The organism is Streptomyces sp. NPDC031466 (genome assembly GCF_055581265.1).
In genome coordinates this window covers 140,776-156,684 of sequence record NZ_JBVIJT010000011.1, presented here as the reverse complement: position 1 = coordinate 156,684, position 15,909 = coordinate 140,776, and the positions used below count along the sequence as shown (strand labels likewise).

The following is a 15,909-nucleotide window of genomic DNA, read 5'->3' as shown; positions in this document are numbered from 1 at the left end:
GCGGACAGGAATGTGACCGGATGTGTGTACCACGCGCTCCGACTAGTGCACGAGACCCTTGGCGTCGCGGGCGAGTGCCGTGAGCCGCGAGATCGCCCGGAAGTACTTCTTCCGGTACCCGCCGTTCAGCATCTCCTCGCTGAAGAGCCGGTCGAAGGGCACACCGGAGGCGAGCACCGGCACCTCCCGGTCGTACAGCCGGTCGGCCAGCACCACGAGCCGCAGCGCGGTCGACTGGTCGGGCACCGGCGTCACGTCCGTCAGGCACACGGCGCTGACCTGGTCGGTCAGCGCGCCGTACCGGCTCGGGTGGACCTCGGCCAGGTGCGCGAGCAGGTGCGGGAAGTCGTCGAGCGAGGCGCCCTCGGTGGCGTACGCCGCCTTGGTGACCTGCTCCTGCGAGTACGGGGCGGGGGCTTGCGGCAGACCCCGGTGGCGGTAGTCCTCGCCGTCGATGCGCAACGCCTTGAAGTGCGCGGACAGGCCCTGGATCTCGCGCATGAAGTCGGTGGCGGCGAACCGGCCCTCGCCGAGTTTGCCCGGCAGCGTGTTCGAGGTCGCGGCCAGCGCCACGCCCTGCTCGACGAGCTTGGCGAGCAGCGAGGAGACCAGCACCGTGTCGCCCGGGTCGTCCAGCTCGAACTCGTCGATGCAGAGCAGTCGGTGCTCACTGAGGGTGCGCACCGTCTGCTGGAAGCCGAGCGCGCCGACCAGGTTCGTCAGCTCCACGAACGTGCCGAACGCCTTCTGCTCGGGCGCGGCGGGCGTGGCGTGCCACAGGGAGGCCAGGAGGTGGGTCTTGCCGACGCCGTAGCCCCCGTCGAGGTAGACACCGCGGGGCCCGGTGGGGGCCGCGGCCTTCCGCTGGAACCACCGCTTCTTGCCGGCGCCGGAGGCGTGCGCGCCGCCGAGGCCGGCCGCGAAGCCGCTCAGGACGCGGACCGCCTCGGTCTGGCTGGGCTGATTCGGGTCCGGGAGGTAGGTGTCGAAGCGGACCGCGTCGAAGCGCGGCGGCGGCACCATCTCGGCGACCAGCCGGTCGGCGGGGACGTGGGGCCGGCGGGCGCACAGGGACAGCGGAGTCACTTCGGCCAGGGGATCGGGCCCGTGGGCGGCGGTGGAGGAGGGCACGGTTCCCCAGCTTAAGGGGCATGCGAGACTGCGGATATGCGACGCCTGTTCCCTGTGACCGACCAGACAGCCGACCGCCCGGCCGACCAGTCGGCGGATTCGGACACCACGGACCCGCGGGAGTGGAGCCTGGACGAGCTGGCCGACGCCTACGCCTACCCCGCCGGGGTTGCCGGGGCGGCCACCTGGCTGCGCGCCAACATGGTCTCCACGCTCGACGGCGCCGCCCAGCACGAGGGCCGCTCCCGGCCGATCTCCAACCCCACCGACATGCGGATCTTCGGCACCCTGCGCGGGCTCGCCGACGCCGTGATCGTCGGAGCTGAAACGGTTCGCCTGGAGGGGTACCGCCCGGCCCGCGCGCGGGAGGCCTTCGCCGCCCGCAGGGCCGCCGCCGGACAGACCCCGGCGCCCGCCGTCGCGGTCGTCAGCGCCGGCCTCGACCTGGATTTCTCCCTCCCGCTCTTCACGGAGCCGCTGACGCCCACCCTCGTGCTGACGGGGGCGGCCGCGCCCGCCGACAAGGTCGCGGCCGCCGAGCGGGCGGGCGCCGTCGTGCTGGTCGCGGGGGAGGGCGCGACGGTGGACCCCGCGCGCGTGGCGCCCGCCCTGGCGGAGCGGGGACTCACCCGGCTGCTCACCGAGGGCGGCCCGCGGCTGCTCGGGCAGTTCGTGGCGGCCAAGGTGCTGGACGAGCTGTGCCTGACGGTCTCGCCGATGCTCACGGCGGGGGACGCGCAGCGGATCGCGGGCGGACCCGCGCTGGCCGAACCCGATCAATTCGTACTGGCGTCCATGCTGGAGGAGGACGGGTTCCTCTTCACCCGATACCGTCGTAGCCGACAATCAGCGGAATCAGCCGTTCCGTTTGGCTCGCGCCGGGCACACTAGATCTCGCAGACCCCGTGCGGCCACGGGGCAGGATGGTTTCCGCAAGGGCCTCAGGACGGCCCACGGAGGAGAAGGGCGCCTGTCGTGTTCACAAGCGTATTGATGATCGAGAAGGCGCTGACGTCCGCCGACGTGGAGTTCGTCACCACCTTGCACGGGGACGAGCCGGTCACCTTCCACGTGCTGCTCCAGCCCCGCGGCGACCAGGCGGACCGCCTGCTGCGGGCCATCGACGACGTCGCCCTCGGCGAGCTCGACGAGGCGGCGCGCGAGGGCGAGACCCCCGAGGGCGCGGACGCGACCGGCCCCGGCGAGCAGGCACTGCACGTCTCCCTGACGGCGCTGCGGGCCGCGGGCTGCGAGGCACGGGGGCGGCTGATCGAGGATCACCCGCTGGACGCGCTGAAGACCCTCGTGGACGAGGTGGCGGCCGACGAGGTGATCGTGCTGACCGATCCCCACTACGTGGAGGAGTTCTTCCACCGGGACTGGGCCTCGCGGGCGCGCCACAAGGTGGGCGTGCCGGTGCTGAAGCTGTTCTCGCACAGCGAGGCCTGAGCGCTCCGCCGGGCGGGTCATGCGGTCCGCGGGGTTCGTGGGGGCCGGGCGCGCGGGTCACCGCGCCCCTTCCGGGCGCCCCCGGCGGCGCGCGATGCGGCCGCCCACGGAGGCAATAGGCTGGGGACCGTTCACCGTCGTACGAACGCGACTCTCGTCGCACCACCAGGGGAGACACACGCATGGCACCCGGCCTGCCCCAGTCCATGGCCGACATGGACCGACCGCACTTCATCGGCATCGGCGGCGCCGGCATGTCGGGCATCGCCAAGATCCTGGCGCAGCGCGGCGCCAAGGTCGCGGGCAGTGACGCCCGGGAGTCCGCCACGGCCGAGGCGCTGCGCGCGCTGGGCGTCACGGTCCACATCGGGCACGCCGCCGCGCACCTCGCGGACGACGCGAGCTGCGTCGTCGTCTCCTCCGCGATCCGCGCCGACAATCCCGAGCTGGTGCGCGCCGCCGAGCTGGGCATCCCCGTCGTGCACCGCTCGGACGCCCTCGCCTCCCTGATGAACGGCCTGCGCCCGATCGCGGTGGCGGGCACGCACGGCAAGACCACGACGACGTCGATGCTCGCCGTCACGCTCGCCACCCTCGGCCTCGACCCGTCGTACGCGATCGGCGGCGACCTGGACGTGCCGGGATCGAACGCGCTGCACGGCGAGGGCGACATCTTCGTCGCCGAGGCCGACGAGAGCGACCGCAGCTTCCACAAGTACGCGCCCGAGGTCGCCATCGTCCTCAACGTGGAGCTGGACCACCACGCCAATTACGCCTCGATGGACGAGATCTACGAGTCGTTCGAGATCTTCGCGGGCAAGGTCGTCCCCGGCGGCACCCTCGTCATCTCGGCGGACCAGCACGGCGCGGTCGAGCTGACGAAGCGCGTGCGGGACCTCGGCGGGCCGAAGATCGTCACGTACGGCGAGTCCGAGACCGCCGACCTGCGCATCCACAAGATCACCGCGCGCGGGCTCACCAGCGAGGTCACGGTCGTCCTGAACGGCAAGTTCCTGACCTTCCAGGTGTCCGTGCCCGGCCGCCACTACGCGAACAACGCCGTCGCCGCCCTCGCCGCCGGCATCGCCCTCGGCATCCCGGCGCACAACCTCGCCTCCGCGCTCGGCTCCTACACCGGTGTCAAGCGCCGCCTCCAGCTCAAGGGCGAGGCCGCGGGCGTCCAGGTCATCGACTCCTACGCGCACCACCCCACCGAGATGACGGCCGACCTGGAGGCCATGCGCTCCGCCGCCGGCGACTCCCGCATCCTCGTGCTCTTCCAGCCGCACCTCTTCTCGCGCACCCAGGAGCTGGGCACCGAGATGGGCCAGGCCCTCGCCCTCGCCGACTCCTCCGTGGTCCTGGACATCTACCCGGCCCGCGAGGACCCGATCCCCGGCGTCACCAGCGCCCTGATCATCGACGCGGCCCGCGCGGCGGACGCCGAGGTCACGGCCGCCCCGGACAAGGCGGCGGCGGTCGCGGCGATCGCGGGAATGGCGAGGCCCGGCGATCTCGTTCTCACCATGGGCGCGGGCGATGTCACGGACCTCGGCCCGCACATCCTGGCCGAGCTGTCGAAGTAAGAAGCAAAGGGGACCTCACCCATGTCGTACGACGTCGAGAAGCCGGACGAGCAGTGGCGCGCGGAGCTGACCCCTTCGGAGTACGCGGTGCTGCGCCAGGCCGGCACGGAACCCGCCTTCGTCGGCGAGTACACGGACACCAAGGCCAAGGGCGTCTACTCCTGCCGCGCGTGCGGCGCGGAGCTGTTCACCTCGGCGGAGAAGTTCGAGTCGCACTGCGGGTGGCCGAGCTTCTTCGACCCGAAGGACACCGACGCGGTCGAACTGGTCCAGGACACCTCGCACGGCATGGTGCGCACCGAGGTGCGCTGCGCGCGCTGCGGCTCGCACCTCGGGCACGTCTTCGAGGGTGAGGGCTACCCCACGCCCACCGACCAGCGGTACTGCATCAACAGCATCTCGCTGCGGCTCACGCCCGACGAGGGCTGATCGGCGGGGCGGGGACGGCCCCGCGGGTGAGGCGCGTCCCGCGGGGCACCGACCTCAGAAGGTCAGCTTCCAGCTGTTGACGTAGCCCGTGTCCTGCGCCGCCACGTCCTGCACCCGCAGCTTCCAGGCGCCGTTGGCGCTCTCGCTGGACGCGTCGACCGTGTACGTCGCGATGACGTTGTCCGCCGAGTCGCTGCTGCTGGAGTTCTTCAGGCGGTACGCCGTGCCGTCGGGGGCGAGCAGGTCGACGACCACGTCACCGCGCCAGGTGTGGCGGATGTCGACGTCGACCTTGAGGGCGGCGGGGGCGTTGCCGGTGCGGCCGGCCACGTTCACCGTCGAGGTCACCGCCGCGCCGTTGTCCGGGATGGCGACGTCCGCGGTGTTCTCGTAGCTGTCGCCGGGCGGGACGGGGGTGTCCGTGCCGAGCTGCCAGACGGCGTGGGCGATGGCGTCGCTGTTGCGGTCCAGCGCCGTGTCGTTGATGTTCGCCGTCGTGTCGCAGGACGAGTGGTAGCAGCGGTCGAAGGCCTGGCCGGCCGTGCCGCCCCACTTCTGGGCCTGGGCGCTGGACTTGGCGCGCTCGGCCCCGCTGAACAGGCCGCCGACCGGGATGCCGACGTTCTTGAACGGGGCGTGGTCGGAGCGGCCGTCGCCCTCGGTCTCGATCTCGGTGGAGATGTTCAGACCCGCGTAGTAGTCCTTGAAGGTCTTCTCGATGGTCGGGTCGTCGTCGTAGACGAAGTAGCCGGGGTTCGGCGAGGCGATCATGTCGAAGTTCAGATAGCCGCTGACCTTGGAACGCTCCGTCGTCGGGAGGTTGTTCACGTAGTAGCGGGAGCCGACCATGCCCAGCTCCTCGGCGCCCCACCAGGCGAACCGCAGGTGCTTCGTCGGCTTCAGCTGCGCGCGGGAGACGGCGAGCGCCGTCTCCAGTATGCCGGCCGAGCCCGAGCCGTTGTCGTTGACGCCGGGGCCCGCGGAGACGCTGTCGAGGTGCGCGCCCGCCATCAGGACCTTGTCGGGGTCGCCGCCCGGCCAGTCCGCGACGAGGTTGTACCCGGTGGCGCCGCTGGACGTGAACTGCTGGACGGTGGTGGTGAATCCGGCCGCGTCCAGCTTGCCCTTCACGTAGTCGATGGAGGCCTTGTAGCCGGGGCGGCCGTGGGCGCGGTTGCCGCCGTTGGCCGAGGCTATGGACTGGAACTGGGTGAGGTGCGCCTTGACGTTGGCGAGCGGTATGTCGGGCGCCGCGAGCGTCGGGGCGGGGGCCGCGAGGGCCGTGGGCGCGGCGGTGGCCAGCAGGCCGCCGACGGCCAGGGTGGCGGCGCAGGCGGCCGCCCGTCTGAGGAATCTCATGGGTGGGGCTCCGTATTCCGAACAGAAGTGGGGACGGAACGTACGAGGCGCCCTGCGACGCGGGTGCCGCGGGGCGCCTTTGGAGCTGTGCGTTGCCTGATGTTCCGGGTGGGTCGACTTTCCGTCAAGGGGGGAAACCGGTCAGAAATCGGGAAGCGACGTTCAGATAACGGACAAGTGGCCGCCGAGGGGGGCAAGCAGGTCAGGCCGTCAGAAGAAGACTCCGCAGCGCAACAGCACATTCGCGTACGGCCGTGCCTCCCCGGTGCGGACCACCAGATGGGCCTCGGCCGACAGCCGCTTCAGCTCCTCGTGCGGCACGAGACCGAGCGCCGGGACGCGCTCCCGCAGCAGCCGCGCCGCCTCCGGATTCGCCTCCTGGACCTCCCGCGCGGCCGTCCCGCCCGCCACCACCAGCTCGGCGAGCAGGCCGTCGAGGACCTGCGCGAAGGCGGGCACCCCGGCGCGGAACGCCAGGTCCACCACGCGCGGTCCGCGGGGGATCGGCATGCCCGCGTCGCAGACCAGGACCGTGTGGCCGTGGCCCAACTCGGCCAGGGCGCCGGAGAGGGCGCGGTTGAGGATGCCGGACTTCTTCACCGCGACGAGCCCTCCGAGGTGTCCGGCGCCCGTTCCGCCAGCTCCGCGGCCGTCGGATACGAGTCCTGCGCGCCCTTGCGGGTGACCGCCGCGGAGCCCACCCGCACCGCGTAACCGGCCGCCGTCGCCAGGTCCTCGCCGAGGCCGAGGCGCCAGCCGAGCGCGGCGGTGAAGGCGTCACCCGCCCCCGTGGTGTCCACCGCGTCGACCTTCGGGCTCGGCACGCGTACGACGTCCGAGCCGTCCGCGGTGAGCGCGCCCGCCGAACCCAGGGTGATCACGACCGACCGGGGCCCGAGCGCGAGCAACCCGCGCGCCCAGTCCTCCGGGGCGTCCCCGGCGTCCTCGCCGAGGATCACCCGCGCCTCGTGCTCGTTGACCACCAACGGATCGCAGGCGGCGAGGACTTCGGCGGGCAGCGGGGCCGGCGGCGAGGGGTTCAGGACGAACCGGGCGCCGGGCCGCAGCGTGCGGACGACCTCGGCGACCGTCTCCAGGGGGATCTCCAGCTGGGTCGAGACCACCCGGGCCGCCGCGAGCAGGTCGCCCGCCGCGCGGATGTCCTCGGGCGTCAGACGCGCGTTGGCGCCGGGCGACACCACGATGCTGTTGTCGCCCGAGGGGTCGACCGTGATCAGCGCGACACCGGTGGGCGCGCCGCCCACCAGCACCCCGGCGGTGTCCACCCCGGCCGCGCGCTGCGCGTCCAGCAGGAGCCTGCCGTGGGCGTCGTCACCGACCCGGGCGAGCAGGGCCGTACGGGCGCCGAGCCGGGCGGCGGCCACCGCCTGGTTGCCGCCCTTGCCGCCCGGGTGGACGGCGAGGTCCGAGCCGAGGACCGTCTCGCCCGGCGCGGGCCGGCGCTCCACACCGACCACCAGGTCGGCGTTGGCCGAGCCCACGACCAGCAGTTCGTGGTCGGCGCCGCCCGTGCGGCCGGCGTTGTCGTCGTTCATGTGCTGCTTCCTGCTTTCGTACGGTGATGCTGCGCGGCGCTGTTGCGGAGCGCTCAGGAGAAATCCTGCACGTTCTTCGACGTGACGACCTTCACCGGCACCTTCACCGTCTCCCGGACCTTCTTGCCGCGCGCCGCCCGGACGGCGTTCTCCACGGCGATCCTGCCCAGCTCCCTGGGCTGCTGCGCGACCGACGCGTACAGCGTGCCCGCCTCGACCGCCTTCAGACCGTCGGGGGTGCCGTCGAAGCCGACCACCGGCACCGTCCGGCCCGCCTTGTCGCCGAGCGCCTTGACCGCGCCGAGCGCCATCTCGTCGTTCTCGGCGAAGACGCCGTTCACACCCTTGTGGGACTGGAGGAGGTTCGTCATGACGTCCAGGCCCTTGGTGCGGTCGAAGTCCGCGGGCTGCCTGGCGACGACGTCGATGCCGGGGTACGCCTTGATACCCTCGGCGAAGCCCTGCCCGCGCTCGCGGCTCGCGGAGGTGCCCGGCGTGCCCTGGAGGACGACGACCTTGCCCTTGCCGCCGAGCTTCGCGGCGAGGGTCTTCGCGGCGAGCCTGCCGCCCGCCACGTTGTCGGAGGCCACGAGCGTGGCCGTCCTCGCCTTGTTGACGCCGCGGTCGGCGGCGACCACCGGGATGTCCTGCTTGTTGGCGGCGCGCACGGCGGGGCCCGCCGCGTCGGAGTCCACCGGGTTGACGATGACGGCCTTGACGCCCTCGCCGGTGAAGTTCTGCAGCTGGTTGCTCTGCTGGGAGGCGTCGTTCTGCGCGTCGGTGACGGTCAGGTCGACGCCCGCCTTCTCGGCCTCGGCCTGCGCGCCCTCCTTCATCTGCACGAAGAAGGGGTTGTTGAGGGTGGACAGCGACATGCCGAGCTTCGTCGACGTGCCCGAGGAACCGGAGTTGAAGAAGGACACCGCGCCGACCACGGCCGCCACGACCACGGCGGCCACCGCGTACTTGGCCGCCTGCGGCCCCTTGCCCCGTATCCCTCCGCTCGCGCCCGATGAGGCACCCGGAGTCGCCCCGGCCCGCCTGCGCAGCGTGTCGAGCAGGACCGCCAGCGCGATGACGACGCCGATCACGACCTGCTGCCAGAAGGCCGACACCGACAGGAGGTTGAGGCCGTTGCGCAGCACCGCGAGGATCAGCGCGCCGATGAGCGTGCCGGACGCCTTGCCGACGCCGCCCGCGAGGCTCGCGCCGCCGATGACGACCGCCGCGATGGCGTCGAGTTCGTAGCCCTGCGCGGCCTGCGGCTGCGCGGAGACAAGCCGGGAGGCGAGCACGATGCCGGCGACGGCAGCGAAGAGACCGGAGAGCGCGTAGATGACGAGCTTCTGGCGCTTGACCCGCAGCCCGGACAGGCGCGCCGCCTCCTCGTTGCCGCCGATCGCGTACATGGAGCGGCCGATGAACGTGCGCCCGAGGACCAGGGCCGTCAGCAGGCCCATCACGACCATCACGACGACGGGGACCGGCAGCCGGCCGCCCACCGTGTCACCCAGGTGCGAAACCGACTCGGGGAACGGGATCGGGCTGCCCTGCGAGATCACCAGGGACAGGCCGCGGGCCACCGACAGCATCGCGAGCGTCGCGATGAACGGCGGCAGCTTCCCGTAGGAGACGAGCACGCCGTTGACGAAGCCGCACGCGATGCCCGTGGCGACGGCGAGGACGACCGCGAGCCAGACCGGCAGCCCCTGCGACGAGGCCGTCCAGGCCAGGACGGTGGCCGACAGCGCGGCGACCGAGCCGACCGACAGGTCGATGCCCGCCGAGACGATCACGAACGTGACGCCGAACGCGAGGATCGCCGTCACGGCGGCCTGCACACCGACATTGAGCAGGTTCTGGGTGGTGAGGAAGTCGCCGGAGAGCAGCGACATCGCCACGACCAGCACGATCAGGGCGCTCAGCGCGCCGTTGTCGAGCAGGACGCGGCGGAGCGCCGGTGCGCCACCCGCGTCGCGCTTCAGGGTTTCAGTGGCCACGGGAGCCCTCCGCTTCTTCTTCGTTCCGTACGTCCACGGATTCGTTCCGTACGTCCACGGGTTCCTTCTGTACGTCCATGGGGGACGCGGCGGTGACGGCGAGGGCCATCACCGCGTCCTGGGTCGCCTCGGCGGCGCTCAGTTCGCCGGCGATCCGGCCCTGCGCCATGACCAGGACCCGGTCGCTCATGCCGAGCACCTCGGGCAGATCACTGGAGATCATCAGGACCGCGTGCCCGGAGGCCGTCAGCTCGTTGATCAGCTGGTAGATCTCCACCTTCGCGCCGACGTCGATGCCGCGCGTCGGCTCGTCGAGGATGAGCACCTTGACGTCCGCCAGCAGCCACTTGCCGATGACGACCTTCTGCTGGTTGCCGCCGGACAGCGTCCGCACGTGCTGGCCGAGCCCGGCCATGCGCACCTTCAGCTGCTCGGCGATCCGGGCGGCGTTGCGCGCCTGGCCCTTGAGGTCCACGAGCCCGGCCCGGGTCGCCGAACGCAGCGTGACCAGGCCGAGGTTCTCCCGCACGGAGGCGTCGAGGACCAGGCCCTGGCCCTTGCGGTCCTCCGGTACGAGACCGATGCCCGCGCCCATCGCGGCGTTCACGTCATGGCGGGGCAGCCGCTCGCCGCCCACCTCGACGCGCCCCGCGTCGTACGGGTCGGCGCCGAAGACCGCGCGCGCCACCTCGGTGCGCCCCGCGCCCACGAGCCCCGCGAGACCGACGACCTCGCCGGCCCGCACCTCGAAGCCGACGTCGTGGAAGACACCGTCCCGGGTGAGCCCGGCCACCGAGAGCAACGGCGGCCCCACGTCGGGCCGTGTCCGCGGATACTGCTGCTCGATGCTGCGCCCGACCATGAGCCGGACGAGTTCCTCCTGTGGGGTGGAGGCGGGCACCTGCTCGACGCTGCGGCCGTCCCGCAGGACGGTGACGCGGTCGCCGAGCGCGGCGATCTCCTCCAGGTGGTGGGTGATGAAGACGATGCCGACGCCGTCCGCGCGCAGGGTGCGCACGATGGAGAAGAGCTTGTCGACCTCCTCGGAGGTGAGCACGGCGGTCGGCTCGTCCATGATGAGCACGCGCGCGTCCAGGCTCAGCGCCTTGGCGATCTCCACCATCTGGAGCCGGGCGATGCCCAGTTCGCGCACCTTGGCGCGGGGCGAGACCCGCACGCCGACCCGGTGCAGCAGCTCCTCGGCGTCGGCCTCCATCTGCTTGCGGTCGATCATGCCGAAGCGGCGCGGCTGGCGGCCCAGGAAGATGTTCTCGGCGACGGTGAGATCCGGGACGAGGTTGAACTCCTGGTGGATGGTGGCGATGCCGAGCCGTTCGGCGTCCTGCGCGCCGTGGATGCGGACGTCCTTCCCGTCCACGACGATGCGGCCGCTGTCGGGGCGGTAGGCGCCGGAGAGCATCTTGATGAGGGTGCTCTTGCCCGCGCCGTTCTCGCCGAGCAGGACGTGCACCTCCGCGCGCCGCAGATCGAAGTCGACGCGGTCGAGCGCGACGACGCCGGGAAACGTCTTGCGGATGCCTTCGATGCGCAGCAACTCGTCCTGGTCGCTCACGGGTTGCTCCTTCGTACGGAGGTGTCCTCACCGGCGCCCTCACCGCAGGAGCGGCGCACGACGAGGCGGGCGGGCAGGGTCACGGACCTCGGGGCCCTGCCCTCGATCCGGTCGATCAGCGCGTGCACGGCGGCCCGGCCCAGCTCGGCGGTCGGCTGGGCGATGGCGGTGACCGGCGGGTCGGTGTGCACGAACCAGGGGATGTCGTCGAAGGCCGCGAGCCCGATGTCGTGCGGGACGCGCAGGCCGTGCGCGCGGATCGCGTCGAGGGCGCCGAGCGCCATCAGGTTGTCGGCGGCGAAGACGACCTCGGGCGGTTCGGGCAGCGCCAGGAAGCGCTCGGTGGCCCGGCGTCCGCTGTCGGCCTGGAAGTCGCCCTGGCCGATGTAGGGGTCGGGCAGGGCGATGCCGTGCTCGCGCAGCGCCTCGCGGAAGGCCTCGACGCGCTCGCTGCCGGTGGTGGTGGCGGCCGGGCCCGCGATGATGGCGAGCCTGCGGTGACCGAGGCCGTGCAGATGGGCGACCAGGTCCCGGACGGCCTGCCGCCCGTCGGAGCGGACGACGGGGACGTCCACGCCGGGGATCCAGCGGTCCACGAACACCATCGGGGTGCCGGCGCGCACCGCGTCGAGCATCAGCGGGGAGCCGCCGTCGGTGGGGGAGACCAGGAGGCCGTCGATCCGCCGGTCCACCAGGGTCCGCACGTGGTGGTCCTGGAGCTCGGGCCGCTCGTCGGCGTTGCCGATGATCACGCTGTAGCCGAGCGCGCGGGCCGCCTCCTCCACGGAGCGGGCCAGCTCGGTGAAGTACGGGTTGAGCACGTCGCTGATGACCAGACCGAGGGTGCGGGTCTGGTCGGTGCGCAGCGACCGGGCGACGGCGTTGGGCCGGTAGCCGAGCGCCTCCACGGCGGCGACCACGCGGGCGCGGGACCCGGGGCTGACCGAGGGGTGGCTGTTGAGCACCCGCGACACGGTGGCGACGGACACCCCGGCCTCGGCCGCGACGTCCTTGATGCTCACCGAGCTGGAAGCCATCGTCGGTCCACCTCCTTGTGGAATCGATTACACGGAGGATTGGAATCGATTACACGGGGGTGTGGCAAGAGGCGCAGGGCAGTGAGACCTGATCGTGACCAAGGCCGCCACACACGTCCGCGGGCCGTCCCGGCGTCCGGTGCGCGTCAGGAGAACCGCGTGCTCGGCCCGCCTCCGGGGCGGGCCGAGGGGGTGTTCACTTCCGGGCCGATCCCCCGGCCGGCTCGAACGGCACCGTCAGCCAGGGGCTGTCCGGGTCGGTCGTCAGGGCGCGGTGGGCGTGCAGCACATCCGTGTACCAGGAGCCGAACGACTCCTCGTCGAAGTGGAGGCAGCGGCCCAGGACGTACCCCGCCGAGAACTCCTCCCACGAGGAGTAGGCGGCCCGCGCGGCGTGCGAGGTCCGCTCGACGGCGGCACGCAGCTCCGCCTCGGTCGCGTACCGGGCGCCCCGTCCCCAGCGGGCCATCTTGGAGGCGCGGCCGAGGTCCCAGGCCGCCACGGAGTGCACGAAACCGTCGGGGGCCAGCAGTCCGTCGGCGCGGAAGCGGGCCTCGTAGCGCAGGATCTTGCCGACCAGGCCGCGCATGGCGGTGACGAAGTCGTCCAGCTCCGGGTCGTCGCCCGGCCGGTGCGGGGTGTCGGGGCCGCCGGTCTCCACGACGCGGTTGCGCAGCGTCACCTCGACGCACTCCCGCCACCGCTCGGGGTCGAGCCGCGGCCCCACCTCGGCCAGCACCGCGAGGCGGGCGCCGAGGACGAAGTCCCAGTACCAGGGGCTGACTTCGCGGGTGAGCAGCCGCTCCTGGGTGGCCAGCCACTGCTCGCGGCCGTGCACGCCCCAGGACTCCGCGAGACGCCCCACCTCGTTGTGGTGGCCCGCGCCGTGCCAGTCGAGGGTGTTCCAGGGGTCGCCGTTGGCGAAGCACAGGTGAGCGCCGCAGGCGAGGCCGTGCAGCAGCGGGCCGGGCGGGGGCGCCCCGGTGCGGCGGGTCTCGATGCGGTCGCCGAGGCCGCCGTCCCGGTGGTGGCGCTCGTGCAGGTCGGCCCAGACCTGCCGCTCCTCGTCGGTGGTCAGGTAGTACTGCTCGCACGGTGTCGCCGCGTTGATCACCAGGATGTCCACGTCGTCGGGGCAGCCCTCGGCGAGCGCGCCGAGCGTCACGAACTCGTAGACCACCGCGGGGTGCGGGCGCGGCAGCAGCCCCGACGTGTACACCTGCGCCGCCTTGCGGCCGTCCGGCAGGTCGACGGTGAGCAGCGGGCTCGCGTCCGCCCCGGCGTCCTTCCCGTGCAGCGCCACCGGCCGGTACAGGCCCGCCACCGCGACGGCCCGCAGGTAGGTGTACGCGTCGTCGGCCTCGCACAGTTCGTACAGATGCTCCTCGAGGTCGGCGGGGGCCTGCCAGCGGCTGCCGTCCTCCGGTGCGGGCACGAAGGGGAAGATCTCGTCGTGGAACTCGTCCTCGGCCTCGGCCGCCGCGTGCATCCTTGCTCTCCGCTTCCGGGTCTGTCGGGGGTACGCGTCCCAGGTCCGTCGGGGGACACGCGAATGGATCTTGCACCTTACGCGGGCAGCTCCAGGCGTAGCGACTTCAGGCCGTTGATGAAGTGCGAGACGAGCCGCCGCGGCGGCGCGGCGAGGCGCAGCCGGGGCAGGGTGCGGGCCACCTCCTCGTGGAACACGCGCAGTTGCAGACGGGCGAAGTGCGCGCCGAGGCAGACGTGCGGTCCCTCGCCGAACGCCACATGCGGGTTGGGCGAGCGGGACAGGTCCAGGCGGTGCGGATCGGTGAAGACGCGCTCGTCGTGGTGCGCGGAGGCGTGGAAGACGACGACCTTGTCCCCGGCCGCGACGGGCGTCCCCGCGAGCATCGTGTCGCGGGTGGCGGTGCGCCGGAAACTGAGCACCGGCGGTTGGCTGCGCAGCAGTTCGTCCACGGCCGTGGCGATCGGGGCCGTGCCCTCGCGCAGCCGCGCGTACTCGCCGGGGCTGCCGGCCAGCGCGAGCAACCCGCCCGGCGCGGCGCTGCGCACGGTGTCATTGCCCGCGACGGTGAGCAGGAAGAAGAACATCTCCAGTTCGGGACCGTCGAGTTCGGGGTCGGTGGCGAGGGTCGTGAGGACGTCGTCGCCGGGGTGCTCGCGCTTGTACGCGGCGAGGGTGCGCGCGTAGTCGAACATGTCGCGCAGCATCGCGGGCGAACGCGGGTCGACGGGCACGCCGTCGGGTCCGGTCGCCGTCGGGGCGGCCTCGTCCGGATCCTGGTAGCCGATGACGCGCCGCGTCCAGTGCAGCAGGAGGCCGCGGTCCTCAGGCGGGACGCCCAGCAGGTCGGCGAGGTTGAGCAGGGCGTAGTCGTCGGTGACCTCGGTGACGACGTCGAAGGTGCCGTCGCCCGCGCGGGCCCGGGCCAGGGCGGCCGCGAGCGACGTACGGGCCCGCTCGCGCGCCCCCGCCTCGAAGCGCGCCACCCGCTTCGGCGTGAACGCCCGGCTGACCAGCCGGCGCAGCCTGCCGTGGTCCGGCGGGTCCTGATTGAGCATCATGCGGCGGATGAACGGCAGGTCGTCGGGCGCGGGGTCGCGGATCTGGGTCGCGCCCAGGTGCGAGGAGAAGGTGGCCGGGTCCTTCAGGACGCGGACGACGTCGGCGTGCCGCGTGACCGCCCAGAAGCCGGGCCCCGCGGGCCAGCCCAGCACCCCGGGCTCCTCCTGCCAGGCCACCGGGTGGTGGTCGCGCAGCACGCGGTAACGGTCGTGGGGGACCCCGTCCGCGTACAGCCGGGGGTCGAAGACGTCGGGGACGGGCGGGGCGGGGGCACCGCGCCGACTCACGCGCCGGAAGCCCCGCGCGCCGGGCGCGGGCCCGCGTCCCTACCTCCACCGGCGCCCGGGCCCGTACCTCCATCGGCGCCGGCGTCCGCGTCCGTACCTCCACCTGCGTTCGCGTCCTCGCCCTTACTTCCACCGGCGTCCGCACCCGTGCCCGCGTCCGCCCGCAGGAAGTCCTCCACCGTGCGGATCAGCTCCAGGGGCACCTCGTCCATCGCGTAGTGCCCGGCCCCCGGCAGCTCGGTCACTTCTCCTCGGGGGTACGCCCGCAGCCACGTGTCCCGCATGAGGTCCGCCGACAGCGCCGGGTCGAGCGCGCCGGTCACGGCCAGCGCGGGCACCGGCGAGCCCGCCACCTCGGCGTGGAAGTCGTCGCCCGCCCAGGAGTCCAGCCACGCCCGGAACGCCTTGGCGTCGCTGACCGCGAGGGAGCGGTCCACCATGCGGTCCAGCCAGGCGCCGGGGCGTACGCCGCCCGTGGTGAAGTCGATGATGGCGCGCCGGTTCTGCGGCGTGTGCGCCGCGGAGGCGAACAACTCCCACTGCTCCGGCGGCATCCGCAGACCCGACGCGGGTACGGGCGATACGCCGACGAGACGCCGTACCCGGTGCCCGGCGGCGGCCAGGACCCGCTGGGCGACGCTGCCGCCCATCGAGTGGCCGATCAGGGAGAACCGCTCCCACCCGAGCCGGTCGGCCAGTTCGAGCACGTCGTCGGCGGCCTCGCCCGTGGTGTACGAGCCGACCGCGCTCCTGGCCTGGCCGTAACCGCGCAGATCCACCAGCGCGTACTGGAAGGCCCTACCGTCGAGATCCGCGAGCACCGGATCGTACGCGGACCGGTCCGCGAACCAGCCGTGGACCGCGACCACCTTGTGCGGCCCGTCGCCGAGCAGGGTGTGGGGGAGCAGGAAGGAGGCCACATCGACTCCGATCACCGGCACGCGCCGGCCG

Annotated in this window: 13 protein-coding genes and 1 pseudogene; 4 read left to right on the top strand and 10 right to left on the bottom strand. The window is 72.7% G+C overall.

The annotated features are described in order from the left end of the window. Nucleotides 1-42 precede the first annotated feature (42 nt). Nucleotides 43-1,131: a cell division protein ZapE gene (gene zapE, locus ACZ5GP_RS27110; RefSeq protein ID WP_468753296.1), complete on the bottom strand. Its 1,089-nt coding sequence runs from the start codon at nucleotides 1,129-1,131 to the stop codon at nucleotides 43-45. Between the two features lie 36 nt (nucleotides 1,132-1,167). Between zapE and ACZ5GP_RS27105 the strand changes: the two genes are divergently transcribed. The 4 genes from ACZ5GP_RS27105 (at nucleotide 1,168) to msrB (ending at nucleotide 4,595) form a co-directional block, all read left to right on the top strand. Beyond that, nucleotides 1,168-2,022 carry a pyrimidine reductase family protein gene (locus ACZ5GP_RS27105; RefSeq protein WP_468753295.1) on the top strand — a complete coding sequence of 285 codons (855 nt, stop codon included), beginning with the start codon at nucleotides 1,168-1,170 and terminating at the stop codon, nucleotides 2,020-2,022. 84 nt (nucleotides 2,023-2,106) lie between these two features. Continuing rightward, nucleotides 2,107-2,580 (top strand): indole-3-glycerol phosphate synthase, encoded by a 474-nt coding sequence (locus ACZ5GP_RS27100; RefSeq protein WP_468753294.1) that lies wholly within the window; start codon nucleotides 2,107-2,109, stop codon nucleotides 2,578-2,580. 182 nt (nucleotides 2,581-2,762) lie between these two features. Then, nucleotides 2,763-4,166: a UDP-N-acetylmuramate--L-alanine ligase gene (gene murC / locus ACZ5GP_RS27095; RefSeq protein WP_468753293.1), complete on the top strand. Its 1,404-nt coding sequence runs from the start codon at nucleotides 2,763-2,765 to the stop codon at nucleotides 4,164-4,166. A 21-nt stretch (nucleotides 4,167-4,187) separates the two neighbouring features. Continuing rightward, a complete protein-coding gene (gene msrB / locus ACZ5GP_RS27090) occupies nucleotides 4,188-4,595 on the top strand; it encodes a peptide-methionine (R)-S-oxide reductase MsrB (RefSeq protein WP_468753292.1) in 408 nt (135 codons plus the stop codon). 54 nt (nucleotides 4,596-4,649) lie between these two features. On the opposite strand, the gene ACZ5GP_RS27085 is transcribed toward msrB, so the two are convergent. From ACZ5GP_RS27085 to ACZ5GP_RS27045, 9 genes and pseudogenes are all read right to left on the bottom strand, one after another. After that, nucleotides 4,650-5,954: a M28 family metallopeptidase gene (locus ACZ5GP_RS27085; protein WP_468753291.1), complete on the bottom strand. Its 1,305-nt coding sequence runs from the start codon at nucleotides 5,952-5,954 to the stop codon at nucleotides 4,650-4,652. Between the two features lie 210 nt (nucleotides 5,955-6,164). Then, the gene (rbsD, locus tag ACZ5GP_RS27080; protein WP_468753290.1) at nucleotides 6,165-6,554 is read right to left on the bottom strand and encodes a D-ribose pyranase; all 390 of its coding nucleotides are present in this window, start codon (nucleotides 6,552-6,554) and stop codon (nucleotides 6,165-6,167) included. After that, on the bottom strand, nucleotides 6,551-7,510 hold the full coding sequence (locus ACZ5GP_RS27075) for a ribokinase (protein ID WP_468753289.1): 960 nt from the start codon (nucleotides 7,508-7,510) through the stop codon (nucleotides 6,551-6,553). Before ACZ5GP_RS27075 ends, rbsD begins: the two co-directional genes overlap by 4 nt. 53 nt (nucleotides 7,511-7,563) lie before the next feature. Beyond that, entirely contained in the window at nucleotides 7,564-9,510 is a 1,947-nt protein-coding gene (locus tag ACZ5GP_RS27070) for an ABC transporter permease/substrate-binding protein (RefSeq protein ID WP_468753288.1), read from the bottom strand. Next, nucleotides 9,500-11,083, bottom strand: a complete 1,584-nt coding sequence (locus ACZ5GP_RS27065) for a sugar ABC transporter ATP-binding protein (RefSeq protein ID WP_468753287.1) — start codon at nucleotides 11,081-11,083, stop codon at nucleotides 9,500-9,502. The genes ACZ5GP_RS27070 and ACZ5GP_RS27065 overlap by 11 nt, the downstream gene beginning before the upstream one ends. Then, on the bottom strand, nucleotides 11,080-12,120 hold the full coding sequence (locus tag ACZ5GP_RS27060; protein WP_468753286.1) for a LacI family DNA-binding transcriptional regulator: 1,041 nt from the start codon (nucleotides 12,118-12,120) through the stop codon (nucleotides 11,080-11,082). Before ACZ5GP_RS27060 ends, ACZ5GP_RS27065 begins: the two co-directional genes overlap by 4 nt. Before the next feature lie 196 nt (nucleotides 12,121-12,316). After that, the gene (locus ACZ5GP_RS27055; RefSeq protein WP_468753285.1) at nucleotides 12,317-13,609 is read right to left on the bottom strand and encodes a DUF1266 domain-containing protein; all 1,293 of its coding nucleotides are present in this window, start codon (nucleotides 13,607-13,609) and stop codon (nucleotides 12,317-12,319) included. Nucleotides 13,610-13,686: 77 nt separating this feature from the next. Next, nucleotides 13,687-14,958 (bottom strand): cytochrome P450, encoded by a 1,272-nt coding sequence (locus tag ACZ5GP_RS27050; RefSeq protein WP_468753284.1) that lies wholly within the window; start codon nucleotides 14,956-14,958, stop codon nucleotides 13,687-13,689. A 149-nt stretch (nucleotides 14,959-15,107) separates the two neighbouring features. Continuing rightward, nucleotides 15,108-15,878 (bottom strand): annotated as a pseudogene (locus tag ACZ5GP_RS27045) (alpha/beta fold hydrolase); the annotation flags it as partial. Between the last annotated feature and the right edge of the window lie 31 nt (nucleotides 15,879-15,909).

Bases quoted from the DNA above. Each gene is read 5' to 3' on its own strand.
- ACZ5GP_RS27105 (WP_468753295.1), top strand. From the start codon at position 1,168: ATGCGACGCCTGTTCCCTGTGACCGACCAGACAGCCGACCGCCCGGCC.
- murC (WP_468753293.1), top strand. From the start codon at position 2,763: ATGGCACCCGGCCTGCCCCAGTCCATGGCCGACATGGACCGACCGCAC.
- msrB (WP_468753292.1), top strand. From the start codon at position 4,188: ATGTCGTACGACGTCGAGAAGCCGGACGAGCAGTGGCGCGCGGAGCTG.
- ACZ5GP_RS27085 (WP_468753291.1), bottom strand. From the start codon at position 5,954: ATGAGATTCCTCAGACGGGCGGCCGCCTGCGCCGCCACCCTGGCCGTC.
- ACZ5GP_RS27075 (WP_468753289.1), bottom strand. From the start codon at position 7,510: ATGAACGACGACAACGCCGGCCGCACGGGCGGCGCCGACCACGAACTG.
- ACZ5GP_RS27060 (WP_468753286.1), bottom strand. From the start codon at position 12,120: ATGGCTTCCAGCTCGGTGAGCATCAAGGACGTCGCGGCCGAGGCCGGG.
- ACZ5GP_RS27055 (WP_468753285.1), bottom strand. From the start codon at position 13,609: ATGCACGCGGCGGCCGAGGCCGAGGACGAGTTCCACGACGAGATCTTC.